Annotated in this window: 18 protein-coding genes; 8 read left to right on the plus strand and 10 right to left on the minus strand. The window is 52.5% G+C overall.

Going from position 1 to position 26089, the window contains the following annotated elements:
• The first annotated feature begins 153 nt into the window (after window positions 1-153).
• The gene (locus tag ABD852_RS16545) at window positions 154-1080 is read left to right on the plus strand and encodes a formyltransferase family protein (protein WP_345030922.1); all 927 of its coding nucleotides are present in this window, start codon (window positions 154-156) and stop codon (window positions 1078-1080) included.
• Here the strand turns inward: ABD852_RS16545 and ABD852_RS16550 are convergent.
• Complete coding sequence (locus ABD852_RS16550) at window positions 1075-1773, minus strand: aspartyl/asparaginyl beta-hydroxylase domain-containing protein (RefSeq protein WP_345030923.1); 699 nt, start codon at window positions 1771-1773, stop codon at window positions 1075-1077. The two genes, ABD852_RS16545 and ABD852_RS16550, sit on opposite strands and share 6 nt — an antisense overlap.
• Window positions 1774-2005: 232 nt before the next feature.
• Between ABD852_RS16550 and ABD852_RS16555 the strand changes: the two genes are divergently transcribed.
• The 5 genes from ABD852_RS16555 (at window position 2006) to ABD852_RS16575 (ending at window position 8410) form a co-directional block, all read left to right on the plus strand.
• On the plus strand, window positions 2006-2515 hold the full coding sequence (locus ABD852_RS16555) for a hypothetical protein (protein ID WP_345030926.1): 510 nt from the start codon (window positions 2006-2008) through the stop codon (window positions 2513-2515).
• Window positions 2505-3188, plus strand: coding sequence for a Fe2+-dependent dioxygenase (locus tag ABD852_RS16560; protein ID WP_345030928.1), 684 nt, complete (start codon window positions 2505-2507; stop codon window positions 3186-3188). The genes ABD852_RS16555 and ABD852_RS16560 overlap by 11 nt, the downstream gene beginning before the upstream one ends.
• A 63-nt stretch (window positions 3189-3251) precedes the next feature.
• Window positions 3252-3782 (plus strand): phage tail protein, encoded by a 531-nt coding sequence (locus tag ABD852_RS16565; RefSeq protein WP_345030930.1) that lies wholly within the window; start codon window positions 3252-3254, stop codon window positions 3780-3782.
• A 32-nt stretch (window positions 3783-3814) separates the two neighbouring features.
• Window positions 3815-4345, plus strand: coding sequence for a phage tail protein (locus ABD852_RS16570; protein ID WP_345030932.1), 531 nt, complete (start codon window positions 3815-3817; stop codon window positions 4343-4345).
• 120 nt (window positions 4346-4465) lie between these two features.
• The gene (locus tag ABD852_RS16575) at window positions 4466-8410 is read left to right on the plus strand and encodes a Calx-beta domain-containing protein (RefSeq protein ID WP_345030935.1); all 3945 of its coding nucleotides are present in this window, start codon (window positions 4466-4468) and stop codon (window positions 8408-8410) included.
• 93 nt (window positions 8411-8503) lie between these two features.
• Here ABD852_RS16575 and ABD852_RS16580 read toward each other — a convergent pair whose 3' ends face one another.
• The 8 genes from ABD852_RS16580 to ABD852_RS16615 form a co-directional block, all read right to left on the minus strand.
• Entirely contained in the window at window positions 8504-9259 is a 756-nt protein-coding gene (locus ABD852_RS16580) for an SDR family NAD(P)-dependent oxidoreductase (protein WP_345030938.1), read from the minus strand.
• Between the two features lie 85 nt (window positions 9260-9344).
• Window positions 9345-10520, minus strand: a complete 1176-nt coding sequence (locus ABD852_RS16585; RefSeq protein ID WP_345030941.1) for a mandelate racemase/muconate lactonizing enzyme family protein — start codon at window positions 10518-10520, stop codon at window positions 9345-9347.
• Between the two features lie 144 nt (window positions 10521-10664).
• The gene (locus tag ABD852_RS16590; RefSeq protein WP_345030944.1) at window positions 10665-11573 is read right to left on the minus strand and encodes a hypothetical protein; all 909 of its coding nucleotides are present in this window, start codon (window positions 11571-11573) and stop codon (window positions 10665-10667) included.
• Window positions 11570-12343 (minus strand): PIG-L deacetylase family protein, encoded by a 774-nt coding sequence (locus tag ABD852_RS16595; RefSeq protein ID WP_345030947.1) that lies wholly within the window; start codon window positions 12341-12343, stop codon window positions 11570-11572. Before ABD852_RS16595 ends, ABD852_RS16590 begins: the two co-directional genes overlap by 4 nt.
• A gap of 142 nt (window positions 12344-12485) precedes the next feature.
• Window positions 12486-14108, minus strand: a complete 1623-nt coding sequence (locus ABD852_RS16600; RefSeq protein WP_345030949.1) for an SLC5 family protein — start codon at window positions 14106-14108, stop codon at window positions 12486-12488.
• A gap of 20 nt (window positions 14109-14128) precedes the next feature.
• Window positions 14129-16834 (minus strand): hypothetical protein, encoded by a 2706-nt coding sequence (locus ABD852_RS16605; RefSeq protein WP_345030950.1) that lies wholly within the window; start codon window positions 16832-16834, stop codon window positions 14129-14131.
• A 159-nt stretch (window positions 16835-16993) separates the two neighbouring features.
• A complete protein-coding gene (locus ABD852_RS16610) occupies window positions 16994-18613 on the minus strand; it encodes a RagB/SusD family nutrient uptake outer membrane protein (RefSeq protein WP_345030951.1) in 1620 nt (539 codons plus the stop codon).
• A gap of 10 nt (window positions 18614-18623) precedes the next feature.
• Complete coding sequence (locus ABD852_RS16615) at window positions 18624-21785, minus strand: SusC/RagA family TonB-linked outer membrane protein (RefSeq protein ID WP_345030955.1); 3162 nt, start codon at window positions 21783-21785, stop codon at window positions 18624-18626.
• A gap of 388 nt (window positions 21786-22173) precedes the next feature.
• Between ABD852_RS16615 and ABD852_RS16620 the strand changes: the two genes are divergently transcribed.
• Both ABD852_RS16620 and ABD852_RS16625 read left to right on the plus strand, forming a co-directional pair.
• Window positions 22174-23070 carry a helix-turn-helix domain-containing protein gene (locus ABD852_RS16620; protein ID WP_345030957.1) on the plus strand — a complete coding sequence of 299 codons (897 nt, stop codon included), beginning with the start codon at window positions 22174-22176 and terminating at the stop codon, window positions 23068-23070.
• A gap of 166 nt (window positions 23071-23236) precedes the next feature.
• The gene (locus ABD852_RS16625) at window positions 23237-24199 is read left to right on the plus strand and encodes a carboxylesterase family protein (RefSeq protein ID WP_345030959.1); all 963 of its coding nucleotides are present in this window, start codon (window positions 23237-23239) and stop codon (window positions 24197-24199) included.
• A gap of 163 nt (window positions 24200-24362) precedes the next feature.
• On the opposite strand, the gene ABD852_RS16630 is transcribed toward ABD852_RS16625, so the two are convergent.
• On the minus strand, window positions 24363-25466 hold the full coding sequence (locus ABD852_RS16630; RefSeq protein WP_345030960.1) for a T9SS type A sorting domain-containing protein: 1104 nt from the start codon (window positions 25464-25466) through the stop codon (window positions 24363-24365).
• Window positions 25467-26089: the final 623 nt, after the last annotated feature.

Consider the following 26089-nt stretch of genomic DNA (forward strand, 5'->3'; position numbering starts at 1 on the left):
TGAGGTGTAAGTTGTGAGGTATGAGGTGTGAGGTATGAGGTGTGAGGTGTGGGGTGTGGGGGGAAATTTGGGTGGAATGGTTCCTCCACAAACCTCACCCCTCAAATCTAAAGAAATTTTTCCCCACCTTTGGGAAGTTTTCTAAACCGCTCTATGTTAAAAATAGGATTGATCTGTAACACGGCTGCGGCATTTCCCCTGCTTCAATGGGCCGCTGCCAACCAATTGCTGGGCGGTGTTGCAATTCTGAACCAGGCCTCGGAATTTTATGAGCAGGCCGTTTCCCTCACCACCCGCATGGGCGTTCCGCTCCGTATCCTGGACCGTCAGAACATCACCGACCAACTGGTCGGCTGGCAGAAAAGCTCTTCGATAAATATCGTACTGGTATTGGGGTTCCCGCTCAGAATACGGCGCCGCGCTCTTGATTCGGCACCTTTCGGCGTGTACAATATCCATTTTGGCAAATTGCCGGAATATGCCGGGTCATTCCCTGTTTTCTGGCAAATATTAAATGGAGCGCAGCGCGCAACACTTACCATTCACCGCATGGACGCCGGACTCGATACCGGTCCGGTAGCCGTCGAAATTCCTTTCGAAATCGGGGATAGTCAATCTTTCGGACTGGTGGATGCACAATACGGCTTTGTGGCTGTACAGGCAACCATCCAGCTGCTGACGTCTATTGCGAACAATACGTTGAAACTGGTGCCTCAAACTGCGCCTACGTCACCGGCGCAAGGGAAACCGCTCGTAAAAGATCTTGTTATCCGGTGGGAAGAAATGAACGCAAAGCAGGTTACTGCGCTCGTACTGGCCACCAATCCCTGGAACCGTGGCGCGCTGGCCCTGGTCAACGGGTTCGACGTGAAAATCATGGAAGCCGGTCCCGGGGAAGATACGGAACTAGCTCCCGGCACTATTTTCCGGACCGCCGCCGGTGAAATGGCGGTTGCCTGCCGCGACAAAACCTCGGTAATCTTGCGGATCCTCTACTGCACATTCGGCTATTTCGAAACAACCAGAATCTGGTCTTTCGGGCTTTCGGAAGGAGACCGCTTTGAACGCATTCCACTATAATGCATCCTGCTCCGCCGCCAGCTCATCTTTCAGTTGCCGTACAATGCGGGCAGCGGTCTCCGAGTTCATGGCCGACAACTGACTGATCATAGCCAGTTTGGTGGCCCTGTCGTAACGAACGTACCCTTCTTTTTCAAAGTCGTACCCCGCGCGACGGAACAGCTCGTCCGACCAGCTGTTCCTGATGCAGTCAATTACCAGGTGTATCCGGTCAGTCCCGCCGTCGTTGGAAACGAAATGCGGCAGGTTGAAATTAGCGTACCAACACGACCCGGGCAGCATTTTCAGTTCCTGTCCGTTTACCCGGAACAACACCGAGTCATTGGTCTGTATCGGAACGTGGATCCTGAAAAAACCGTCCTCATAGCCCGATGACAGATCCCGGTGCTCACGTATAAAGCTGCCGGGAGAGAGAGAAAGCAACCGTACCGCTTCTTTTTCGCAAAGAAACCAATCCATTACGGACCTGAAATAAGGGCACCGGTCCAATAACGGAGTATCCTGATACCGTGCGTTTGCCGTAGCACGTATATCCGTTTCGGAGCCGCTGGCCGAGCGAAGCGAAATACTGGACCAGGTACCGCTATAATCCTGCTGGTTGAAATGGACCGGCCATTTCGTTTTCAGACAAATCGCCAGGTCCCACGACAATAACGATTGATCAAATTTTATGTCAAACTGACAGGAATCCATAGCTAATATTTATAGTTATATCATCAAAAAATGTGACGAACTGTTGTATAAAGTATTTGTTTAAAATATTTACTTTTGTTCAAGCTATTTCTACTACTATTGTAAAATAGTTTTACCGACCTCCTTTTTCTCAACGATCTGCTTTATTTGCATAATTCTATGGCTCATTTCCTGTCTCCGGCATTCCGTTTTCCTATTCTACCGGCAAACAAAACGCTATAATAGTTGCCCTATGGAAAATCTTGACAATTTTTCGCTGTTGGCAATACAACGCTTTCTCGAAGAAATAGGGATTGAAGTTATTTTTACATCATTAACAGAGGACACCTTTTTACCGGGTATCAAAATAGACCGCGGCAAATTGCTGGTCGATAAGTCGCGCCTGTTATACGTTGGCGACCTTCTACATGAGGCAGGACATATCGCCCTGCTGGAACCGGGGGAGCGCCTGCTTCGCTCCGGGGACCTGACCGGGCAGGAAAACCAGGAAGCCATCGAAATGGCTGTAATTGCATGGTCATTTGCTGCCAGCCTGGAGGCGGGGATAGATCCTGCGGTGGTATTTCACAACAGCGGATATCACGGCGGGGGCAAAAATATCCTGGAGAACTTTAAGGATGGCCGATATTTCGGAGTTCCCATCCTGGAGTGGCTGGGATTGACCGACCGGCCGGCGGCCACTGGCCCGGAAGAGCGTTTTGTGTACCCCAAAATGCGGCGGTGGATCCGTAATGTCGCCTGAAAATATGCTGCACATTCCGCAATTACTGAAACCGGACGAGCTTGAGCTGATCGACAGCCTGTTGAACGAAAGCGCTTTCCTGGATGGCTCGAAAACCGCAAGCATGGCTGCAAAAGCAGTCAAAAACAACCTCCAGATCGACCGGCAGGACCAGGATACACTTCCCCGGATCCAGGCAATTTTTGACGAGGCGCTGCGCGCGAGCCCGCTGTTCCAGATTTATTCCATGCCCGCACAAATAGTCCCTTTTCTCCTTAGCAAGTATGAAATAGGGATGGCCTACGGCTGGCATGTAGACAGCCCGTTTATGGGGCAGCCCCCCATCAGGACCGATCTCGCGATGACCGTTTTCCTCTCCGGCCCGGACGCCTATGAAGGCGGCGAGCTGGTGATACAAGGACCACAGGGTGTAACGGCTTTCAAAGCGGGCAAAGGGGATGCCGTCGTATATCCATGCCAGTATTTACATTGTGTGAACCCGGTGTTGAGCGGACAGCGGTGCGTTGCAGTGAGCTGGATACAAAGCCAGGTAAAAGATATCGGGCACCGGCAGATCCTTTTCGATCTGAACCAGGTGCATGGCTCGCTTTACCAGCGCGACCCGAATGCTCCGGAGGCGAATTTATTGCTGCAGGCGCACAGTAACCTGCTCCGGATGTGGGCAGGAAGCTGACCGTTCACCGTTAGATTTCAACGTTATACTTTACATATCTTTCAACCAACCCTATTCTGATTTATGGAAGGAACAATCGGGGAAATCAGGCTATTTGCCGGCAATTTCCCACCCCTGACCTGGGCTTTCTGCGACGGAAGTCTGGTTTCCATCGCCCAGCAAACGGCCTTGTTCGCGATCCTGGGAACAACCTACGGTGGAGACGGACAAAATACGTTTGCCCTGCCCGATTTACGCGGCAGGCTGCCTGTTGGTACAGGCCAGGGCCCCGGCCTCAGCAACGTTGAGCTCGGCCAGATGACCGGGATGGAATCTACTACACTTCTGGTTACCACCATGCCTCCCCACGTCCATCAGCAGTCGGCATCAGGAAACGAGCCCACTCAGAATACCGCTTCGGGAGCAGCGCTGGCATCGAACGGGCGGTCCACGAACCCGCCGATGCCCAACGTTTATACGGGAACCGTGTCCCAGGTATCAATGGGTCAAACGACGGGTGTTGCGGGAGGGGGCCAACCCTTTTCCGTCATACAGCCAATTCTGACAACAAATTTCATTATCTGCATGGAAGGCATTTTCCCCAGCAGAAACTAAACATCTTGTAAACCTTATAAACTCAACCATTTATGGAAGGTACTATCGGCGAAATCAGGCTATTTGCAGGAAATTTTGCACCCAGAAACTGGGCGCTTTGCCAGGGGCAAATCCTGGCTATCCAGCAGAATACCGCATTGTTCTCTATTCTGGGCACTACTTACGGCGGAAATGGACAAACTACATTCGGACTTCCCGATTTCCGGGGCCGTGTGGGAATCGGGGTCGGCCAGGGGCCCGGTCTCGGTAACTACACACTCGGACAAGTCCAGGGGACGGAAAACATGACGCTTACACAGAACAACCTGCCCCCGCACGTACATCAACAAACGGCATCCGGGAACGAACCGTCGCAGAACACTGCGTCGGGAGCCGCGCTGGCATCGAACGGCCGGTCCACAAATCCGCCGATGCCCAACATCTATGCCGCGGCCTCAAACCCGGTAAATATGGGCAGCACTACGGCCCCGGCCGGTGCCGGGCAGCCTTTCAGCATCGTTCAGCCCGTTTTAGGAATGAACTATATCATCTGCTTGTTCGGTGTTTTCCCGTCACGCAACTAGCATTTACAGCGGGGCATGAGGGGTTTCCAAAGCGAACGGCCCTCATGCCTCTGCCAATTTTACGGCTGCCTGCGCCATTTCCGGGAAAGGCAGCTTCTCAACTATGAAAATAAACCAACCATGATCGACAAACTTTTACGATCTGTCACGCCGCGCTTGAAAACAGGTTATCTTGCTGTGGTCGGCCTGCTTTTTCTTTTACAGGCCTTCCCCGCAGGCGCACAGATCACCGAGTCCTTCGAAGACGAGGGGCCGGCAGTAGGGGAATCGCCCCTACGGAATTTCTCCCAGGGCGGGATCAGCTTCACCACGCAAGGCAAGTTCGTGGTCTTCGGTAACACAGGCAGCGCTTACGGGGCCAACGGTTCGCATTATTATCTCCATACTGACAACACGCTCACCAGCGCAAATGGTGTGGGAGGTTTTTCTATCACCACTCCCGCGACCTCTTTCCATATCAGCTCATTTGCTGCTTACATAGCATCGGACTTATTCGGAAACAACCCAACCAACGGCACCGTAACATTTACAGCCAACCTGGCGGCCGGCGGCACGGTTACAGAAAATGTAACGATCAACACAACCAACATCGGATCGGGGTATGATTTGAGCAATTCCTTTACCGGAGCGCTCAATGCGCCCATTACCTCGCTGACTGTTACGTTGCCTTCCGGGATTCAATACATTGACCTGGACGACATTGTATTTACAACCGCCCCGATTGTTTCCAATCAATACTCCATCAATGATGTAAGCACGCTCGAAGGGAATTCCGGCACGAAGACGCTCACATTTACAGTCAGCCGGACCCAGACCAGCTCGTCAGGTTCGGTAACCGCTACAACCGTCGACGGAAGTGCCAGCGCCGGCACGGATTATGCTCCCAATTCGCAGGTGATCAACTTCGGGGTGGGAGAATCCTCCAAGTCTTTCAACGTTACCATAAACGGCGACGTTTCACTGGAGCCTAACGAATTCTTTTCGGTTAACCTCAGCGCGCCGGTTAACGGGGTAATTTTAAAAGGAACGGGTGTCGGGACCATCCTCGATGACGACAGCATAACGGAGAATTTTGAAGGAGAAACCACCGACAGCCAGAATTTCAGCCAGAACGGGATCAATTTCACAGCCACCGGCGCCCTGATCATTTCACCTAACGGCGGCTCGGTTTCAGGCGGGACGCTGGATACCCGTATCGGCAATGGCGGCACCCCGGCCGGTACGGTGGGGACCTTCGGAATAACGACGCTGGCCACCTCATTCAACCTGGTATCGATACAAATTTTCACCTCGGCCAATGACGGCGTCTCAGCGCAAAACGGAACCGTAACCTTTACCGGAACAAAAGCCGATGGTTCCGGCACAGTCACCCATGCCGCAGCATTTAGTGCCTCAGGCAATAACTTTACAGATGTAAATTTTGCAGGCACTCCTTTCAGTAATATCCAGCTGACCAGCGTTTCCGTGGCAATTTCACCAGGTTTGAATTACCTGGCGCTTGACAACATGAAATTCGGAACAAACGCGATTGTTGTGCACCAGGTATCTATCGGCGACGCTGCAATCTCGGAGGGCACCGGCCCGGGCAATACCAATATGGCCTTCACGCTGACCCGGTCCAATAACACGACCGCTTTCTCGGTAGATGTCGCGCTTGCACATGTCACGACCAGCAGCAATGACTTTGTTTCCAACTTCCCGCCGACTACCGTCAACTTTACAGCAGGCGGCGCCCTTACGCAAGACATCACCGTTGCGGTCAACCGTGACGCTGTGGCCGAGCCCAACGAAGTTTTCCACATGGTGCTTTCCAATTCGACCAATGGCGTGGCCATACTGGACGGGCTCGGGGTAGGAACCATCAACGATGATGACGGCATTATTGAAAGGTTTGAAGGCGAAACTCCCAACGCAACTACCTTTTCAGAAAATGGCATCGCATTTAATTCTACCGGGCACTTTAAAGTGCGCAGCTCTTCCGGCCTGGGTAGCGGCCCATCCAACTTTTTCCTCGACACCGGCATCGGAAACGGGGGGACACCGACCGGATCGGCCGGGTCTGCCACGATCACGACCGCGAATACCGGGTTTAAGCTGATCGCTATCGACGCCTGGACGTCCAACAATGATGGCGCAGAAGGGAGCCAATCCTCTGCCGTGATTAAATTTAAAGGTACCCGCACCGACGGCGGCGGTACGGTAGAAGTCGACAAAAACATCAGCCCGTCTGGCGACATGCCCGGCGGCTGGGTTCAGAACATTGCTTTCAGCGGTACTCCGCTCGAAAATGTAGTGCTGAATTCACTGGAGGTCATCATCGTCAGCGGAGCCAATTACGTTGCATTGGATAACTTCAGCTATGTAACCGCCAACAGCGACCCCGAAATAGAAGTGGTGAATGCCGCCGACCAGGTAATCGCCGACGGGAGCTCAACTCCGTCTGTGGAAGCCCAGACCGACTTCGGGGCTGTTTGTCTGAATGGAACCGCCCCTTCAATATCGTACACGATCAAGAACCTGGCTACCCTGGGAGCCCTCTCCCTGACCGGTTCGCCCGCTGTTACCTTGTCGGGGCCGGGCGCATCGAATTTTTCGGTAACCACGCAGCCGGCAGGCTCGGTCGGATCCGGGCAAACCACCAGCTTTACTATTCAGCTTACTACCGGTACGGCAGGAACGCATGATGCCGTGGTGACGATCGCCAACAACGACCTCGACGAGAATCCCTACACTTTTGCCATCCGGGGAACCGTAAATGCATTGCCATCAGCGGTTATTACGGCGGCAAGTGAAGTCTGTCAGACCGCCGACCTTGCGCTTAGCGTACCTTCAGCCGGCGCGGGCGCCACGTATACCTGGGGTGGCAATGGTCTCACAGCTTCCAATACCAATGCCGTAGTGGCCAATCCGGTCGCTACCGGAACGCAGCAGTATACGGTTTCGGTAGTAGCGGCCAATGGCTGTTCTGCATCCTCCACTCACAGCGTCACGGTAAATGCGGCAAACATCCCTGCGTCTTCTGCCAGTGTTGAACAGGTAGTCGGGCCCGGAAGCATGTTTGCAAATTCCTGTTCATTCGTGGCTAAAATCGTTCCGTCAGGTAACCACGCGGTGGCGGGGCTGGTAAAAGCAAGTGTCTGGGTTGAAACCGGACCGATAAATGGCCTGGTAGGCCGTCACTATGAAATTGCACCGGCAACTGACCCGGAAATTTCTACAGGAACGGTCACACTTTATTTCACTCAAGGCGAATTTGATGCCTATAACCAGACCATCACAGCCGACTTTCTTCCATCGGGCCCGGCTTCCGGTACCACAAATGTACAAGTAGTACGATTTGCAGGAGTCTCCGACCCGAACGACGGTTTGCCACAGCACTATGCGTCAGACGTGCCGTCTTATATTGTGCCTGATGCCGTCACCTGGGACCCGGTGCTGAACCACTGGGCAGTTACTTTCCAGGTAACCTCCGGGTTTAGCGGCTTCTTCATTAAGTCAGCGTCACAGGCCATGCCGGTTACACTGGTATCATTCCAGGGCAAGGCGCTGTCGTCGGGTGAAAACCAGCTCAACTGGGTGACAGCCGATGAAGAGGCATTCAGTCATTTTGAAATAATGCGGTCAGGAGATGCACAGTCGTTTGAAACCATCGGTCATGTGGATGCAGCCCAAAAACAGCCGACCCAGCTCCGGGCATACCAGTTCATTGACACTAACCCGCGCGGACAAACCTACTACCGCCTGAAAATGGTTGATATCGACGGCTCGGTTGACTTCTCCGATATAATCTCAATCAGGGGACGCGCCGGTATTCCGGTAGTCGGAAGCTTCTATCCGAACCCGGTTACTCAGTCCGGCAGCGGGAAAATCGATGTTTATACAGACAGGCCCGGCGTATGGAAAATCCGGATTTTCGACGCCCTGGGAAGGGAGGTCCACTCGGAATCCCGTACGCTCCCTGGCGGTCTTCATTCCATTACCGTTGACCAACTCGGCAAAGGTATGAACCTCGTACATTTCTCGGATGGACATACCACCCTGGTGAGAAAGGTAATCCGTGACTAACTTTTTTCCGGGATACCGGAGTATGTTTTAGTGACCAATAGAAATGCCCGTCCGGTGAAAACCGGCGGGCATTTCTATTGGTCTAAACTTACCTCAAAATGTAATGGTCAATCCGCCGTCCACCGTCAGCACAGACCCGGTAATATAAGTGGCATCCGCCCCGGCAAGGAACCAGGCTACACCCGCTACCTCTTCCGGACGGCCGGCTCTTTTTAAAGGCAAATGACTGTATTTCACATAGTTATCATGAAACCATTCGGTCTCCAGCTCATTTTGGCCGTTACGGTCAACCGACATGGGCGTATCGATAAAACCGGGGGCTATGGTGTTGGCAAGAATATTTTTAGCCGCGAGCTCGAGGGCCAGTGAGCGGGTGAACTGGGTAATGGCGGCTTTCGCCATGCCATAGGCCGACGCGCCATGCTCCACACGGCGATCATGTATGGAAGTAATATGAATGACCCTTCCGCCGGCTTCCATCAGCGGGATGAGGGCCCGGCAGCTTCTTACCGTTCCGTAAAGCATTACCTGCAAGGCATCGTCCCACTCGGCGAAATTGCTGTCGAGTGCCGGGATGTTTTCCGACACGCCGATGCTGTTGATCAAAACGTCGAAAGTCCCGTGCGTCTCCTTCAAATCCGAGACAAAATGCTGCAGTTGACTTTCGTTACGGATATCCAGCTGTATCGCTTCGTGCCCCTTCCCGGTCAGCCCGGCATAGGCAATCTCCAGCTTCGACCGGTCGGAAGACGCGATTACCACGGCCCATCCTTCTTTTGAAAAACGTTCGGCGGTCGCTTTCCCTATACCCGAAGACCCGCCCAGGATCACTACTTTCTTTCTATTCATACCTAAAAATCAAAATTATGGGCACCCAGGCAGCCGCTACCGATTTTGATTACCGCCTGCCTGAAAAAAGCCGGGCGGCTGCCACTTACAACAAAGGTGTCTGATAGTGAGTCTTTCCATTTATGGTAATCTGCATATCCTGCAGGTATGGCTTCAACCCTTCGGTATTAATAGTCAGCCCCAGACCGGGCTTTTCGGGTACCGTCACCTGTCCGTTGGCATCGGGCAATATCCGGTCGGTCGTAATATCCAGAGCGAGTTGCCTCGGTTCTACCGGGTATTCGCAAATGACATCTTTCTCTACCCCGGCATAGGGCTGTAACGACGCGCTGAGCGCCAGGTGCGAGGTAAAAGTGTGGTTCACATAGGTAATGCCTTTGGCGGCAGCCTCATCGGCCACCCGTTTGGCCGGCGTTATGCCACCGATCCGACCGGTGTCGATCTGCACGAAGCCGAGGCCGGCGAAGTCCAGCATTGCAGCAGCCTGTACATAATTGTTGCATCCTTCGCCTGCTGCAAGCGGTATACGCGGCGTGCACCCCGAAAGCGCCTTGTAAGGCCCGAGTGCCATATTGGCAAATGGTTCTTCCAACCAGTAGGCATTCACCTCTTTCAGAGCTTCCAGGCGTTGCTCTGCGGTAGCAACGTCCTCTCCCCAGACGGTACCGATATCGATCATCAGGTAGGCATCGCCCCCCAGCCCTTCGCGTGCAGCCCTGAAATGGGCCGCATCTTCTGCCGCGCTGCCCTTGCCAATCGGCCCCCAGCCGAATTTAACCGCCTTATAGCCCGAAGCCCGCGATTGCACTGCCTTCTCGTAGGTCTGCGCCGGGGTGTCGCCAAACAACTGTGAGGCATACGGTGTTTTGGGATAAGCTTTTTTATACCCCAGGAGGCTGTATACCGGCTCCCCCAATTTTTTCCCCAGCAAGTCCCAGAGCGCTATGTCTATCCCCGAAAGCGTATGATCCGCTTGCAGTAAATCAAAGCTATTGGCATGTACTTTCTGACCAATCCTGACAATGTCGGCCGGCTCATTGAGCGGCATTCCCTCAACCGAATACCTCACCGGCTTGCACGCGCTGTGCGACATAGGACATACATAGGCGGCTATCGTAGGCAACGGCGAAGCCTCGCATTCACCCCAGCCCTCCAAACCGCCCGCCCTGACCCGGACCAGCGTTGCGTCCTGGCTTCCATCGCCTATGTCTTCAACCACCGGCATACTCAGGTAAAAGAAATCTACTGATTCAATTTTCATGTGTTTAAAAGGTTTGAGCGATGGGGTGTGAGGGGTTAGAAGTCAGAAATCAGAAATCGGAAATCAGCTCCCGCTGACCTCTGATTTCTGACTTCCGGTTTCTACTTTTTCATACCCGCTCTGTGATAAATGTTAAAATAAAATTCAGATTTGACTCTTCCCTGCATAAATGGTTACGGTTGTCACAATTTCCTCTCCCGGTTTCAGCACGGTGCATTGTCCCTGCGCCGCCGCCTCGTTCACACTGAAAGGCATAGCGGTTGCGGGTTCAAGTATGGCCGTATAATGGTCGCGAAACTGGCCGAAGGAAGCAAAATACCATTGGTAGGGGAACACCGCAGGGTCGTATTCATACCTGAATTGCAGGCGGTCGCCCTCCGAAAACATGGACATCGCCCCGGTTGTTTCCCGGTAAAGGTAAAAGAAGTCCATTGAGCCGTCTTTGGGCGGGACGATGGACGCGTTTTGTCCCTCTATCTGCGGCCAGGGAAATTCCCCCTGAAAAGAAAACCGCGACGACTGCGGGTAAACGATGCGTGCTGCTTTGGCGTTGCTCACCACGCGGTCGCCGGGACTGATCCGGAGCGCTGCGTGAAGTTTCCAGAGAAAGCTGCGCGAAGCATCCGCCGTGTTGCGGATCACATACCTGACCCTGATTTCGGGTTTCCCGTCCACTACCGAAACTTCCTTCAGGTAATACAGGCCACTTTTCGGAAGTACACCCCATAAGCCTACTTTCCCGTTCTCAAGCGTGGCTTCCAGTTCTGTCGTCCAAAGCTCCCCGTGGTCGGGATAATCGATACCATCGACGTTTTCAGGAACATCGTTGGGTATAAGTTCGTCGATACCTCCCCAGAAGTTATCCTCGTAATCGGCTCCGGGCGCCGACTTTTCGAGCTGCAACGCAGTATTGTGCCAGAGAAACTCCCTTCCCAGGATCTTGTTGTATACACTGGTAAATTTTCCGCCCAATGCCGGCGCCAGCTCAGCCCTGATCCGGTCATTCTCGATCACCAGCAAGACGATCCCGTTTTCTTCCTTTCTAAAAATCATGAGCGCGATTTCGGGAGAGAATAAACGAAACCATCCAATTCCGCGGCGAGCAAATCGTCCTGCGGATAGCTAAACCCCAGGTGCTGCCGGTAGCCCTCGGCATATCGGACCCCTATAAGTTTCCCGTTCCTTTCCGAAAAAGACTTCATCATCAGAACGAACTCATCTACCCCGGACATTACCTTCAACCAGTCCCGCTGGGAAGCATGATGACACAGCATTTCTTCCTTGACCGGCATAACGTCCGTCACGTCCACCAGGAGGCTACCGGTAACTTCCGCGCCGAACCGGTCTTTTCCCTGAACGGGATCTGCATAGTAGAGGTGCGGCACCTGCGCCAGCAGCGGCAGCCCGGGAATTTCTATGTTGCCAATGGTAGCCGCCATGCAGGCGGTCTGTGCCAGGTGACTGGTGATTTCATGGTCGAACATATAATCAGAAGGACTTGCCGTAATCACCAGCGCGGGCTGCACTTCCCTAAACAGGGCGATCACTTTGAGCAAAGTCGGCTTGTCGTAGGCGATAAACACGTCTTCCGATTCCATACAATGGTAGCTTCCGCCTACGACAGCGGCTGCATGGGCGGCTTCTACGCGGCGTACGGCGCTGATCTGCTCTGCATTCAGCCTGGCGGAACCCGCCTGTCCGGGCGTCATGCTGGCAATCACAACCTGCCATCCACTCCTGGCCAACCGAGCCAGCGTCCCCCCGCTCAGTATCTCGGCGTCATCGGGGTGAGCCATCAGGCATAAAACAGTTTTGTTTTTCATGGGGTTAATAGGTTTGAGGTATGAGGCGTGAGGTTTGAGGCGTGAGGTTTGAGGTTTGAGGTATGAGGGGTGCGTAATTTTTGATGGGAGGTGGTTTTGGTGTCTGTCGCACGCCTTACACCTCACGGCTCACCCCTCACTCCTACCACCACATCCAATACAACACCCCGTAAACTATTGCCATGATGCCCCACCAGAGCCCTACGGATTGCCACCAGGGGCGTTGGGGGTCGCTGGTCGGGAGGCTTATCATGGCCGGTGTCCACATGAGGCGCTTTATTTCAGCGGTCTGTCTGGGTGGTGTGAACAGGCTCACGGCCACCATGATCGCCACACAAAATACCTGGGTAATACCGCCTGTTACGTAAAAATTACCCAGGCCGTGAGCGGCAATGAAGCCGGGCGAAAACAATGCCGGGATCGCTACCAGCTGAATCATTGCTCCCAACGGAATGCCTGCAACCAAAACAACCAGGGCGGCCGCGGGCGTCGCGCGTTTCCAAAACATGCCCGCCAGGAAACAGGTAGCCACCGGGACGGCCAGGTAGGTGGCCAGCGACTGGAAGTATATAAAAATACCGCCCAGTTTCCCGATCACCGGTGCATACAAGATACTGAATGCCATCAGCACAAACGTACACCACATTCCCACGCTTACCAGCTTCCGGTCGCCGGCAGCCGGATTGATCCATTTCTTATAGACGTCGTAGGTAAACAGCGTGGAAATTGAATTCAGGAAGGCCGCAATGGTAGACATCACGGTAGACAGGATTCCCACGATAATGAGGCCCTGCAATCCGGCCGGGATCAGGTTGGCGATCAGCAAGGGGTAAACATTATCGATTTCGGCCTCGGTCAGCTGGAATGCGGTATGGCCGGTAAAGGCGAGCGCCCGCGCCATCAGTCCCGGGAACACTTCCAGGAAAGGTCGGAACAAGGCAAAGACGAGCGCAAAGACAATGGCCATCCGTACGTCCCACTCGGTTTTCCCGCCGAAACCGCGCTGTACCAATGCCTGGTTGATGCAGGAGTAAAACAGCTGCAAATTGAATAATGACAGTAAAACGGCATGCCAGGGCATCACGGGCGTGTCGGCAGGCTGCATCAGGTGGAACCCGCCCGGCGCGTGGTCCATGATATCCTGCCAGCCATTGGGAAGTTGGTCGTAACCCAGGTAAAAAAGGATACCGCCGCCCAGGAACATGAGTACAAACTGGAAGACCGAAGCATTGACCATGGACGACATCCCGCCGAAAATGGTAAACACGCCCGAAATCAGGCCGAGTACCAGTACGCTTTGCCATAGCGGAACCTCGTAAATGACCTCAAAAAGCTTGGCCCCGCCGTACAGTACCACGGCCAGACTGAGAAAAACATAGCTGATCAGCAACAATACGCTGAAAACATTGGCGCTTCTTTTGTCGAACCGCTCTTCGAGGTACTGCGGCATGGTAATGATATTGTTTCGCAGGTAGACCGGGAAGAAGCAAAAGATTAATGCCGTGAACACCAGGATAGCGTTCAGGTACGAGTTGACCAACGGCAGGCCTACGAAATAGCCCATCCCGTTCATACCGATGAGCTGTTCGGAATTAAGGCCGGTCGATACGTAGGCCATTCCCATAGCCCACCAGGGCAAAGACCCCCTGGAGGTAAAATAGGTGGCCGCGTCACGCTGCTGCCCCCTGCTCGACCGCAGGCCAATGAACAGAATAACTACGAAATAGCCGACAATAGTGGCAATATCAATCGTATTTGCAGGCATATAATCTTGTGTTCACAACATTAAAATGTTACCCTGACCCGGGCCGAGCCGTTAAAGTCCTTAATGGTGACCGTCTCGGATTTTTCGTCATAGACGCCGCCCGTAACTGCCGCCGGCCGTTTGTTTTCGGGATGCGGCAGCCTGATGGTAACCGTGCGCGGCTTTTTATTCCCCGGGCAGTCGATTGCGGCCTCAATAAAGCCCTGTTCTACGTTCGAGCTGACTTTTGCCGTAACCTCTCCGAAGTAGCTTTTCACTCCCTCCAGCAAAATTTCCTTTCCATCTTCCAGCCAGGCCCGCGGAATGGTTTTCAGCAAACCGAGCGTATCACCGTCTTCCATGTACAACATCCAGCGGGTTTCCATGAGGAACCATGCTTCTTCATGTGTTTTATGGGCGCTGAGCCGGTACATATGTTCCCAGAAGGTATAGGTCCCCCTGTCGGCATGCGCGGAAAACGTATTGTAATAAGTACTCAGGAAAGGTTTTACCATTCCTAGTTTGGCCTGAAGCCAGTTATGACGGCTGTAGTAGGGTTGGCTGAATGCGGAATTCCCCTGGTAGTAGAGCTCGCTGTGGTAGTCGAGCAGAGTAGCGGCCTCCGGCGACTGCGGGTCAATCACCTCACAGAAAACGAGGTACAGCGGTCCCAGCAGTGCATCTGCTCCCGTAAAAGTACCATGCGACCAGAAAGTTTCCTTTTTCAGGTACAGGTTTCGCGGCCCGTCAGCTTCTGCCCAGGGGGGGAGGGTCGGCACCCAGCGGCCGTCACCCAGCGGTACCACGGGCGAATGCCCCCATAGCGCACCGACGGTTTCCCTGATATCGTTCTTCCATGCCGCAGCTTCTCTGCCCAAACGGGCCGACAGCTCCGGATCGGAATTTTTCAACGCTTCGGCAATCCGCGACAAACCCAGGTATCCGTAGCCGTTCAGCATGAACTGGTGGAAATGATCTTCGGGATCGGCGACTTTGCCCGCGATCATCCCGTAGCCTTTTTTCCGCAATTCTTCTTTTTTATTTTTTTCCCGCCACTCCATCAGGTATTCGCACGATTTGAGGATTCTGGCTTTGGACTGCTGCAGCCATTCCGAATCGCCGGTATAGCGAACATACTCGCCCATGTTCCATAAAGCCGCCCCGGTTTCGACCGTATACCCCTCAAAATTCTGGATAAACCCATTTTTTAATTGTGTATCCAGGAAATAATTCAAAGCTCTTTTCGCGACGTCAAACCAACCCATCGACAGGTAAAACTGGATAATAGGCGAACTTTCGGTCCCGATCGGCGAATACACCCCGACATTGGCTGAAAGCGTACCCTGCGGGCCTTGCCCGAATGTAACCAGGTCAAGGTGGAGCAGGCCGGCCTGAAGCATTTCCTCAATGCGCTTTTCGGGCAGTCTGAGCTTTCCTGCGGCGGCAAGCTTTTGCTCCCAGTACTTCCGGGATTCAGCCAGGCGCTGCGGGAACGACTGCTTTGCCAGCAAGCCTGCCTTTTCAGCTGAAATCGGGGAATGGGGCATAAAAAAATCGTATTCAGCCTTCTCCCCCGGTTTCAACAGGATGGCCACCTCTTCGTTGGGAAGTGGCTCCCCGTTCAGGTGGGAAATACAAAAAACGTTATTGCTGCTTGTATAGGAAGAAAAACCCGTTTTTTCATCGTAGTTGTGGATCTTCTGATACCACCAACCGGTTCCGGGCCGCGGCGCCTTCAACCAGGCATAACGCGGGACCCTGCCCGTGTTTTCAATGGTCGTACGGCTGTACAACACCATATCCTCGTCAAAGCTGTAAGCAGTTTTCATCCGTTCTTCCAGCTCTGCCTTGTGCTCGTCTTTGAACGAGCGACCATAGCTGTGCTTGTCCGATACCACATAGTGCGTTCCTTTGTTGGTAGCCTCGGTAAGCGACTTGCCGGCGAAGGACACGAACGATATGGAATTGTATACCACATCATCGTCTTTCAGCTCCGAATGATAAATCGGGAGCACCCCTTTATCCAATCGCCTGGAAACATTGTTTTTGGCCCCCACTCCCCTGCCCAGCACGTAGATATAAGCTCCGTTATTTTTAGTTTCCTCGACCCTTACGCCGGAAGAGGCGTATTTGGGACGGATCACTTTTCCTTCCTGTCCTACGTCCTGCAGCTCCTCGGTTATGTCAAACATCCGCATATCCCGCCCTATTCCCAGCCAGATGGGGACATTCATATCCTTGTTTTGCGGTGCAACGGCTTCAAAAGAAGTCTCCGGCTCCTTTTCGATTTGCTGAACTTTGGTAAATGTCTTGCGTTCGAGTATCGCTTTCTCTATTTCGCCGTAAGACCGCGTGTCACCGGCTGCCGAAACCGCTACTTTATATTGAGGGAGATAGACGGGGTATTCCCGGTTGACATCACGTAGTAAAAACGAGAACGAAAAACGGTCAGACCTGACATGTACAATGGTCGGATCAGGTCCTATACCCAAATGCGCCTCACTGATATGCACCTGGAGGCTCCTGGTATTGTCACTGACCGCGAACTTGCTTCCGTCAGCTTTTCCGCCCCCTTTCGGTAAAATAATGCGCCCCGGCTTCCCGTTCGATACCTCGATTGAGCCGCTCTTCACGCTTCCCTCCCAAACCATGACGACACCGGCTTCAGTAGCGGGCGGCTTCTGGCCGAAAGAAAACGCCGTCCCCATAACCAGCGCCGCAAGCAATAAGATTAGTCTTGAACTCATGCCATTTTTATTTTGATCCATGTTTAGTGTTCATTAGTGGGTGGGAAGTCGGAAATCGGAAATCAGAAATCGGAGGTCGGAGGTCGGATACTACCGGCGTTACCTGCAACGGAACCTGCGCGGCGCGGCCGATTTCCGACTTCCGATTTCCGACCTCCCTTATTCATAATTCGGATTTTGTACCAGCTTCGTATTCCTGTCTTTCGCCGCTTGCGGTATGGGCAGCCAGTAGTTCCGGTTGGCATGGAACGCCCTGAGCCCACCGGGGGCCGGTACGTAGCTATGCTCCCATTGCCCGTTCACCTGCCTGATTACCACCGCGTGCAGCGGACCGTTCAGTTTTTCCTCTGCCAGTTTCCAGCGGACCAGGTCCATCCACCTTTTTTCTTCCAATGCAAACTCTACCCGCCGTTCGCGCAGGATGGCCTTCCGCATCGAAACTTTGTCCAGGCCCGCTTTCAACGGCGGCAGCTCCACCCGCTTTCTTACCAGGTTCACCGCGTCGTAAACCGATTGATCGGGTCCAACATATTCATTTTGAGCCTCCGCATAACCCAGCAGCACCTCGGCATACCTGAACAGGATAAAATGCGCGCTGTTCTGGCTGTTCCCTACAAAAGCGTATTTCGGGTCCATCATTTTTTTCCAGTAATAGCCGGTATTGGTCGCCTCATTCAGGTTGCTCAGGTCGGTTGCGCTTCTGCTGCCTACGCCCTGTTTCATTACCATTTCGGTGCCGAGCCATTCCGATCCGTCGTACACGATGTCATTATAGAACCTCAGCTCCCGGCCTTTGTACGGCTGCTTCGCATTATACCCCGAAAGCGGATCGGAAATGGGCAGACCATTGGCCATCACGTAGTCGTCGACAAGTTCCTGGGTGGGGTTGGACATCCCGTAACCTCTATACTCGGTACCCACATAAGAAGGCCCCTGAACGCCGGTACGCCCGTTGTTTTTGTAGTAAGGCTTGTCAAAAATAACCTCCGGGTTGTTGTTGTTCTCTTCCAGGAAAAGCGCACGGTGGTCGGGGAACAGTTCGTAAGCCTTCAGGTCAATCACCTTCCGGTACGCCTGTGCCGCCCTTTCCCACTTTTTCAGATCATTGCTGCCATTATTCAGCGGGCTTGCGGCAAACAATTCACACCAGGCTTTCAGGGTAAGTGCTGCCCCGGCGGAGGCCCGGCCGGTCACGGGCTTTGCTTCGAGATCTCCGGCTACGGCATCCAGCTCGGTCACAAGAAACTGGAAAGTTTCATCAAATGTGCTTCTCGGATAGAACACCTCATCCTTCTGCTCAGCTTTGTTGAGCACAACCGTTATGAGCGGCACGCCGCCGTGGTAATTCCATAACTGGGAATAAAAGTAAGCCCGTAAAAATCTCGCCTCGGCCAGGCGCGACTTCTTCCAATCTGCGGGAAGCTGCGACGCCGTGACTTTTTCTATAAAAAGATTGGCTTTCCTGATAAAGTCATAGTTCCCCCAGAGGCTGGGTGCGTTGCTCGGCGTGTAGTTTCCCTGGCCGAATACGGTAGAACTGTATTGCCCGGCCACGCCGTTGATGGCATTGTCGGAAAAATTCTCCCAGGAGTCCGCCACATTGGGGCCGCCTACAGCCCCGTAAATATTGTTGAGAAAAAGGTCGGCGTTCGCCGTGCTGTTCCACATAATGGCGTCGGACACCTGGTCCCTGGGGACTACATCCAGTGAATCGGAACAAGCGCCCATCATGGCAACCACCAAAACGCCTGTCGCTACTCGATAGCTTTTGAAATTCATGATCTTGGGGTTAGAAAGTTAGATTAAGTCCGACGGAAACCACTTTTTGCTGAGGATAGGTCCACGCGCTTGACGGCGCATAGGACGTATTTCCGCCCAACTCCGGGTCATACAACATTTTGGTCCAGGTAAACAGGTTCTGCCCGGACACATATACTTTCGCCGCCTCAAGCCCGACCCGGCCCAGGATGCCTGCCGGAAGTGTGTAGGAAACATTGATACTCTTCAGGCGCAGATAGGCTGCATTGCCCATCCAGAATGACGAAGTCTGCATATTATTGGCCAATGGGCTGCCGGTAAGCCGCGGGTAGGCGGCGTTTGGATTTTCCGGTTTCCAGTAGTCAAAATTAAAGGTGTACGCCTGCATTCCGTTCCAGAAAGGCATAATGGATGAAGCGTGATAGTAATAATTCACCCTGGCCGCTCCCTGGAATAACAAGTCCAGCGAAATGTTTTTATACTTCACCGAAGGCGACAATCCATAAATAATTCTTGGCGCTGCCGACGGATCGCCGATCACGGTGAGGTCATTTTCATCAATTTTACCGTCATGGTTCATGTCCTGGTAGCGGATATCACCCGGGCTAACCTTACCCCAGGGCTGAATGGCAATGCCCTCGTTCAGCGCGCCGTCGCCGTTAAAATCAGACTGCTGGAAAAATCCCAGAGCCTGGTAACCGAACTGGGTCCCCAACGGTCTTCCGGTCCGTCGCCGGTTAGGGTTGTCATACGTCGCCGAGGTTTCGAATACCTGCTCCAGTTTATTCCGGGCATAGGTAAAATTACCGCTTAACGATACTGACAGGTCTTTGGCAACCTGGTAACGCGAACCCACCGTAAACTCAATTCCGCGGTTCGACATAATCCCTGCATTCTGCTGGCTCAGCCCGATGCCGTATTCGAGCGGCACCACCTCGTTCGGGCTCACCAGCATATTGGATCTTTTCTCATAAAAATAGTCGATTTCCGCATTGAGCAGGCCATTCCATAGCCCCACTTCTACCCCCACATCGGTTTTGCGCGCACGCTCCCAGGTGATGTTCAGGTTAGGCTCAATTCTTTCGCTGATCCCCATAACAGGATTGCCGCCCAGAACGTGGTTACCGCCGATCACGTTATAGGTTCCCATGTACTGGAACGGGCTGCCCGCCAACGCCCCCACTTCGCCATAGGAAGCGCGGAGCTTCAGGTTGCTGAGGCCGCGTACATTTTTGAGGAACGGTTCTTCAGACAGGCGCCAACCGGCCGAAAACGCGGGAAAAAAGCCAAACCGTTTGCCGGGGGCAAAATAGTAGCTGCCGTCGTAACGGCCGCTTGCCTCCAGCATGTATTTCCCGTCAAAATCATAGGCGGCGCGGTAAACCAACCCCAATTGCTTTGCTTCCCAGGAGCTACCGTTGCTTCCCCAATCCTGCGGGTTTGAGCTCCCCATATTGATTTCATCTACCAGGAGGTCGTAGTTTCTTCTACTGGTCCCGAAACTGGCGCCGTAATTGTTTTTGGCCTCAAATACACCAATAATATTCAGGTTATTTTTCCCGAACGCCCGGTTGTAGTAAAGTCCTGCCTGGTAAGTCAATTGCTGTGCCTTGGAATAGGACTGCCCGAGGCTCGCCTTCGGATCATTAAAAATCCCATCCGAAATCACATAGGGTTTACGGGTGGTATCAATGGTCGCAACGTGCATGGGAGTCCGCCAGGTCTTGTCGTCGGTGAAGGTCGGGTCAAAAGCTACCGTTCCCTTGAAGCTAAGCCCCTGAACAAAAGGAAGCTCCTGGGTAAGAGTGAGCTGGGTATTGATATTGGTTGTATTGAACCGGTAGTAGCCGGTACCGAAAATGCCGGAAGCTACGTGATTCCCAAACATACCGTTGCTAAACTCAAAGGGGCCATACTGGGGTGTGGCGAAGCCGGCCAGTTCAAAAATTCTTCCCGTTCCGTTACCGGGATAGTCGGAAGGCGGGTAGAGAAACTTCTGTACCCGTCCGATCATCCCCAGCGAAAGCCGTGTAGTACGCGTCACTTTGGCATCCAGGTTCATATTGAGGTTAAACCGGTTATTCGATGTTGTTTTCCACATACCTTCCTGCAGTTGATAGCCAAAACTACCGTAATATGATATACGCTCCGTTCCGCCGCTTACTTCCACATTATGCGTGGTCAGTACTGCGTTTTTGTTTACCAGGTAGTCCCATACATAGGTAGAAGGAAAAGCATCCGGATCTGTCCCGTCTTTGTATTTCTGAAGCGCGTGGTCGGAGTAAGGACGAGGCAGACCGTCGTTGGCGGCGGCTTCATTTCTCAGGCGTGCGTAATCATAGTTCGTCACGTATTTTGGAAGAACGGTCGGGTTCTGAATCCCGATGTAGCCGTTGTAGCTCAGCACCGGCTCCCCGGTCTTCCCGCGTTTGGTAGTGACCAGGATTACGCCGTTAGCGCCGGCCACACCATAAGGCGCCACTGCAGCTGCATCCTTCAAAATGGTATATGAATCAACTGTATTGGGGTCCAGCTGGCTAAACTGGCTGAAATCGCGGGGAATCCCGTCGATAATCACCAGGGGCTGGGTGGAACCGGTAGAAGAAATACCCCGTATAAAAATATTCGAACCGTCGCGACCGGGTTCGCCGGAGCCTTGCTTCAGAATAACGCCCGCCACCCGGCCGCCGATAGCATTCGTGATATTGGTAACGGGCGCCTCACGGACCTCGTCGCCTTTCAATGTTGATACCGCTGCGGTCAACGACGTTTTCTTTTGCGTACCATAACCAATTACAACTACTTCATCCAGGTTTTTCTGATCGGGAGCCAGCGTCACATCGAGCACTTTTTGCTTCGACACCTGGATTTCCCGGCTCAGGTAGCCTACAAAGGAAAAGACCAGCACTGCATCTTCGTCGGGAACCCGGATCAGGTACTTGCCGGAAGCATCAGTAATGGTACCGGTCTGTGTACCGCGCACCAGCACGTTGACGCCCGGCAGCTCCTGCCCGCTTTCGTCCCTGACCGTACCGGAAATTTCAATTTGGCTCACGCCGGCGGCAAGCCGCCCCGGCTTCGGACTAATTGCCGTTGCACGGACTTCAACGACCGTTGCCGGCAAAAAAACAGCAAGCCACAGGAGAACATACCTGTTCAGCAACCTGTAGTCAAAGGATCTTATTTTCATCATTGCCGGAATAAAAGGTATAAATAACTCATCACCAGGTCTAAATTAATTCAGGGTTCAACATGACAGTTCCAGGACACAGGCAACTGCCCGGGCCGGAGACCACACTCGCGTTTAGCTATAGCTGATACTTTTTCGTGTTGTAAAGGTATAGGGCCCGGAAAGGGTTTTACACCACTACGCTTGCCAATACCGATACAATATTTGCCAATATTAATAATTTCATAAAAAAAGGGCTAATTTCGTGATGAGTGGAAATCGGAAGTCGGAAATCGGAAGTCAGCCCGTTGCTAATGACGTTACCGGAGCTACCTCGGGGCCGTATTCCTGAATCCGATTTCCAAGTTCCGACTTCCAAGTTCCGACTTCCAAGTTCCGATTTCCAAGTTCCATGAAAGTAATTTTCGAACACCAGTCTCACCCATCCGGTCTGGGCTTTTTGGTAAAGGAGTACGTACAGGACTATTTTACGTCTCCTTTTCATTTCCATGATTTGTACGAGCTGATCCTGATCAGGAAGAGTTATGGAAAGCTTTATGCCGGGAAGCGCATCATGAATTTCCAGGACGGTGATATTTTTCTCTTCGGACCGGGATTTGGCCATTGTTTCTATAATGAGCAATCGTTTATCGATTCGGGCGAGAAAGCACACGCATTGGTGGTTTTTTTCCGGGAAGACTTTCTGGGCCCCGGTTTCTTCGATAATTCCGGATATATTAAGGTGAAAGAACTGATGGAAAAATCTGCCAATGGTATCCAGGTCCGGCAAACCGAAGAATTGTCCGTACTTTTCGGCAGGCTCGTCACGCAGCATGGCATGGACGAGCTGATTACGTTCCTGCGCATGCTGCACCATATTTCTTCCATGAACACCGGCAACCTGGCCATCATGAACGAATCACAGTCGCTCGTGAAGCTTACCAACCGCGACTCGGAACGGCTTGAACCCGTTATGAAGTACGTAATCGGGAACTTCAAAGAAGAACTGGACAGTAAGAAAGCCGCGGAACTGATGCACCTAAATGAAGCTTCGTTTTGCCGCTATTTCAAAAGGCGTATGGAGCAGACCTTCTCCCAATTTGTTAACGAAGTACGCATTACCCATGCCACCAGCCTGCTGGTGACAGAACAGTGGGATATTCTGCGGATATGTTACGAATGCGGTTACAAAAACCTGTCTTACTTTAATCGCCAGTTCAGGCAAATTACCGGCCACAGCCCGAAAGAATACCGGCTCGCCTTCAAAGGCGCAGAAGAAAACCTGGTAATGGATTCGAGAGAGGACTAGTTTTCGACGGTAAAGCACCATCACCTTTCTACCTTTGCAGTGCAAATCAAATATTGAAGAAATGGGGGTATTGAAATCAGTGGTGATCTTTCTTATGGCGGGAATCTGTGAGATCGGGGGCGGCTCACCGGTTTAGGACTGGCAATCTCATCAAAAAAATTCTGGTATGCAATTTCCACTTCCCGTCCTTGCAAGTGCCATCCTGCTATTGTTGGCCTGCAGCAAAACGGAAACTCCTTCTCCGGAACCTTCGCTCCCCGCCGAAGGCTTCTACGCTGCCGGGCAGTACGCCCAGCAGGAACTGGCGTTTTTCAGAGAGATTCCGTACAGTACCCGTCCGAACTTCTCAGGGCTTCAATATACTTCCGAGCGGACCAGGGCGCGCGAGCAGGGAGCCGATACACTGACTATCAGAATGGACCTTCTTGTACCTCCCAATGCAACACCGGACAAAAGGCAGCCCCTGGTGGTGTTCATACATGGCGGCGGATTTGAAAATGGCGACAAGGCTGAGGGCATTGAAAAAGGCATGTCTTACGCAAAAGCCGGGTATGTACTGGCCTCCATTAACTACAGGCTTACGGCCAACAACCTCGCTACGGCTGAACGGAGGTATAAAACGCTTGTCTCCGCCGAAGAGGATACTCAAAACGCGATCCGCTTCCTGAAAGCGAATGCGGCCCGGTACGGCGTTGACACGGCCAGGATTTGCGTAATGGGCACGTCTGCCGGCGGCGCGCTCGCCCTGGTCAATGCGATTGAAGCCGATAGCCGGTTGCTCCGGTCGGACTTCCCGGGATTTTCTTCAAAAGTGCAGGCCGGCCTTTCTACCGGGGCAACCCTGGTCAACGAAAAAATCGGCGGGGTATCGGGCTTGTTCCACTACGACGCCTCCGATTCACCGGTATTGCTTTTTCATGCCCGGCCAACCGACAGCTTCACGGGGGCAACCTGGACCGGCAACGTATTGCCTACCCAGACTGCGATTACCGCCTCGGGCAATGAATGCCGCATAGTGGCACAACCCAATATGACCCACACCATTGATATGGATTTAGGCGGAGCATACTGGCCTGAAATCAAACCCTTTCTCTGGGAAAAATTACGGCTGGCAGAATTGAGGGAATGACCGGGAGGAGATAGATCGCTTTTTTCGGTATAGCCCAAAAAAAAACCGCTTTCTAAATAGATACCTACCTAGAAAGCGTTACTTCGAACAAGGAAATCAATTTTTGTAAAAACCCGCCGTTATGCGGGCGCAATCTTATTTTCAAGCTCCTGTATCAAAAAAACTATTTCGAAATCACAAGCGAACGGCTATGCGATTGGTTCAGGTGATCGGACCACCGCAACAGGTAGTTTCCTTCGCCCAGCATACCCAGGTCGACCGATTCCGATCCTGCACTGCGGGTTTCAAGCACCATTCTCCCGGCAGCATTATACACCGAGAAATTCACGGCGCGGGGATACAGCTTCACTTCTCCGCGGGTGGGATTAGGATAAATAAACACTGAAGAACCGCCGCCGGGCTGAAATTGAACTATCTCGATTTTCGAAAATGTGAAGGTTTGATCCGCGTCCACCATTCTTAACCGGTAATAATTTTTCCCGGCTTCCGGCAGGTTGTGCCGCTGATTATAGGTAAAAAAGCCGGTTTCCGAGCCTTGAGCCTTCACCTCCCCTATCCTGCTCCAGGATTTCGCATCCCGGCTGTGCTGAACTTCAAAATAGGCAGCGTTGGTTTCGCTGGTGGTTTGCCATGACAGCTGCACGTCGTTTTCAAGCGATTTTGCGGAGAAGCCGGCAAGCGTCACAGGCAAGCTCGTCGAGAATTCGAACTCCAGCTTTGCGGCTTCCATTTTAAGGTAGATACCGTTACTGTTGCTGGTCCTGTTCATAGCGACTTCTATCCTTACTTTTGTGGCAGAGGCGGGAATGTCAGCGGTAAGCGTATATTTTTGCAGGCCGGGAACCCGCTTCTTCACTTCTGCTACCTTCCGGGTTCCGGCAATTTCACCCGTACCATTGAGAAATATGAGCCGGAATTCGCCACGGCATAATTCATGCACGCCGCCCCACATCGTCAGCGTCACGGACGATGCCTTTTCTGCTATTGCGACATCCTGGTACAAACGGGCAAAAGACCCGTACTGATGAGTGATAAGGCCGTAATAGCTTCCACACACCTGGTAACCGCTTTCCCTGGTAAAAGAGGCGCCGCGCTGACCCGTGCTTTCCGAGGTCCACCCGACGAGCCTGCCGTTGCTGACCCGTTCAAAGGATCCGTTGACGAGCACATTCTTTGCATCATCGCAATCGGCGGCAAACATAGCAGCTTGAGACGCGATAATAACGGCAAACGCTGAAATAATCAGCTTTGAGTTAAAAAATTTCATGTGTTGTTTTTGTTAATTATTAAAGTTCATAGTGGCGTCGAAAGTCAGAGTTTGCAGAACATGCCCTAACAGCGGGGGGCGCTGAAACGACAGTAGTAGCAAAGCGCTGCCGGCCCGACACGAAACCGGGAATCAAGCCATACGGAACAAAGTGCTATCCAAAAACAGGGGGGCTTGTTTTGGATAGCGTTTTTGTTACATATTTCTACAGGTTAAAGGATCTTGTTGAATAATCGTGCATGCATCATCTACTAAAAAGACAATTTCCTTTATTCAAAAAAAACACCGGACATGCGGAACCGACCATGTCCGGCGCAATATTAACTGTATTAGGAAAGACAAAAAAGAAAACTATGAATATTCGAAATAATTCTACATTTTCGAATAAAAAAAATCTAATCTCATTGCAAAAATTCCGCCAATACACTGAAACACAGTACTAACTATTAATGCGCTCCAGGTCGCACTTCCGGCAACCATAGTATAGAAAACGACAAACTTCCAGACAAAAGTGTAGTGACACAACCTGTGAGACTGAGCGCAATACCGGCACCTTATCAATCAAAAAAATATTAGAATATTATAAAAATAAAATCCGTCTCCCAGCATGTAGCTGTCCTCTT

Origin of the sequence: Ravibacter arvi, assembly GCF_039540405.1 — a bacterium.
Taxonomy (GTDB): domain Bacteria; phylum Bacteroidota; class Bacteroidia; order Cytophagales; family Spirosomataceae; genus Ravibacter; species Ravibacter arvi.

What these genes read in the sequence shown, in the direction of transcription:
- ABD852_RS16585 (WP_345030941.1), bottom strand. Translation starts at nt 10,520, where the DNA reads ATGAAAATTGAATCAGTAGATTTCTTTTACCTGAGTATGCCGGTGGTT.
- ABD852_RS16625 (WP_345030959.1), top strand. Translation starts at nt 23,237, where the DNA reads ATGCAATTTCCACTTCCCGTCCTTGCAAGTGCCATCCTGCTATTGTTG.
- ABD852_RS16545 (WP_345030922.1), top strand. Translation starts at nt 154, where the DNA reads ATGTTAAAAATAGGATTGATCTGTAACACGGCTGCGGCATTTCCCCTG.
- ABD852_RS16595 (WP_345030947.1), bottom strand. Translation starts at nt 12,343, where the DNA reads ATGAAAAACAAAACTGTTTTATGCCTGATGGCTCACCCCGATGACGCC.
- ABD852_RS16575 (WP_345030935.1), top strand. Translation starts at nt 4,466, where the DNA reads ATGATCGACAAACTTTTACGATCTGTCACGCCGCGCTTGAAAACAGGT.
- ABD852_RS16590 (WP_345030944.1), bottom strand. Translation starts at nt 11,573, where the DNA reads ATGATTTTTAGAAAGGAAGAAAACGGGATCGTCTTGCTGGTGATCGAG.
- ABD852_RS16580 (WP_345030938.1), bottom strand. Translation starts at nt 9,259, where the DNA reads ATGAATAGAAAGAAAGTAGTGATCCTGGGCGGGTCTTCGGGTATAGGG.
- ABD852_RS16570 (WP_345030932.1), top strand. Translation starts at nt 3,815, where the DNA reads ATGGAAGGTACTATCGGCGAAATCAGGCTATTTGCAGGAAATTTTGCA.
- ABD852_RS16630 (WP_345030960.1), bottom strand. Translation starts at nt 25,466, where the DNA reads ATGAAATTTTTTAACTCAAAGCTGATTATTTCAGCGTTTGCCGTTATT.
- ABD852_RS16550 (WP_345030923.1), bottom strand. Translation starts at nt 1,773, where the DNA reads ATGGATTCCTGTCAGTTTGACATAAAATTTGATCAATCGTTATTGTCG.
- ABD852_RS16615 (WP_345030955.1), bottom strand. Translation starts at nt 21,785, where the DNA reads ATGATGAAAATAAGATCCTTTGACTACAGGTTGCTGAACAGGTATGTT.
- ABD852_RS16560 (WP_345030928.1), top strand. Translation starts at nt 2,505, where the DNA reads ATGTCGCCTGAAAATATGCTGCACATTCCGCAATTACTGAAACCGGAC.
- ABD852_RS16600 (WP_345030949.1), bottom strand. Translation starts at nt 14,108, where the DNA reads ATGCCTGCAAATACGATTGATATTGCCACTATTGTCGGCTATTTCGTA.
- ABD852_RS16555 (WP_345030926.1), top strand. Translation starts at nt 2,006, where the DNA reads ATGGAAAATCTTGACAATTTTTCGCTGTTGGCAATACAACGCTTTCTC.
- ABD852_RS16565 (WP_345030930.1), top strand. Translation starts at nt 3,252, where the DNA reads ATGGAAGGAACAATCGGGGAAATCAGGCTATTTGCCGGCAATTTCCCA.
- ABD852_RS16605 (WP_345030950.1), bottom strand. Translation starts at nt 16,834, where the DNA reads ATGAGTTCAAGACTAATCTTATTGCTTGCGGCGCTGGTTATGGGGACG.
- ABD852_RS16620 (WP_345030957.1), top strand. Translation starts at nt 22,174, where the DNA reads ATGAAAGTAATTTTCGAACACCAGTCTCACCCATCCGGTCTGGGCTTT.
- ABD852_RS16610 (WP_345030951.1), bottom strand. Translation starts at nt 18,613, where the DNA reads ATGAATTTCAAAAGCTATCGAGTAGCGACAGGCGTTTTGGTGGTTGCC.